The organism is Achromobacter sp. 10T422, from assembly GCF_056394065.1.
This window is the reverse complement of record NZ_JBFTHD010000025.1, coordinates 1-809: the sequence shown is the minus strand read 5'-3', so window position 1 is coordinate 809 and position 809 is coordinate 1. Positions and strand designations below refer to the sequence as shown.

Here is an 809-nt window from a genome sequence, read left to right as displayed (position 1 = left end):
CGCATCTACGTCTACGGCTTCCACATGGTCTGGTGGAACCCCTTCACCCGCTGGTACGTCACCACCGCCAGCTACCCCTGGGACGATGTCCGCGCCGAAGTTTGGGAGCAATGGGGCGCGACCTCTGGCGGCGGCTTGATGATCAAGTGGGGCGTATCCATCGCCATCGTCAAACCCAACACCAATGACGTCATCGAACGCTTCCACCTCAGCACCTACAACCACGATCTGGACAACCTCTGGGCCTACGTCTGCACCTATATGCAGCAAGGCCCGCAAGCCTTGCCGCCTTGCGAAATCGAACCGCGGGACGCGAATGACGTGCCGGCGTACAACCTGGCGTTGCGCTGGGCGCCTCGGGTGGAGTGGCCTGAAGCGATGGATTTGGAGTCGCGATCTAGCGGAGATTCACGAGCGTTGGAGGGCGGGGGGGCAAGGATGGTGATGAGAGCAGCCACTATTGCGCCTGCCGATGACGGCGTTAACAGCTGCGCCCGCATCGACATGACGAAAGAATCGCAATGACCAGATCAAAACTCAATCCGCCCTGTGCGGGGTGGCGACGCGATTTGTCGGGGCCTGATGACCCACCAGAGGTCATGCCGAGCCTGCGCGAGGATGCGGCCAATCATGTCGATGACCTATACATGGAGTTGTCTCGACGATCTTCGAGCATACGTGGTCTTCTTATTTTTGCTATTCCGTATACGGCTTACACGGCAATTTTCGGAGCACCCGAGATCGTCTTCGGGCTGCTGGCAGGAGGCGACGAAGGGTTCACCTCTACTGCCGGGTTCACCTCTACTGCC

2 protein-coding genes are annotated in these 809 nt (G+C 59.5%); both read left to right on the top strand.

The genetic code is table 11. The features are described from left to right. Positions 1-525 (top strand): DUF6708 domain-containing protein (locus AC1DB0_RS29805; protein WP_476758824.1); only part of this gene is annotated, 525 nt, incomplete at its 5' end. Between the two features lie 74 nt (positions 526-599). After that, positions 600-809, top strand: a 210-nt coding sequence (locus AC1DB0_RS29800; RefSeq protein WP_476758823.1) for a hypothetical protein, incomplete at its 3' end; no start/stop codon positions are given.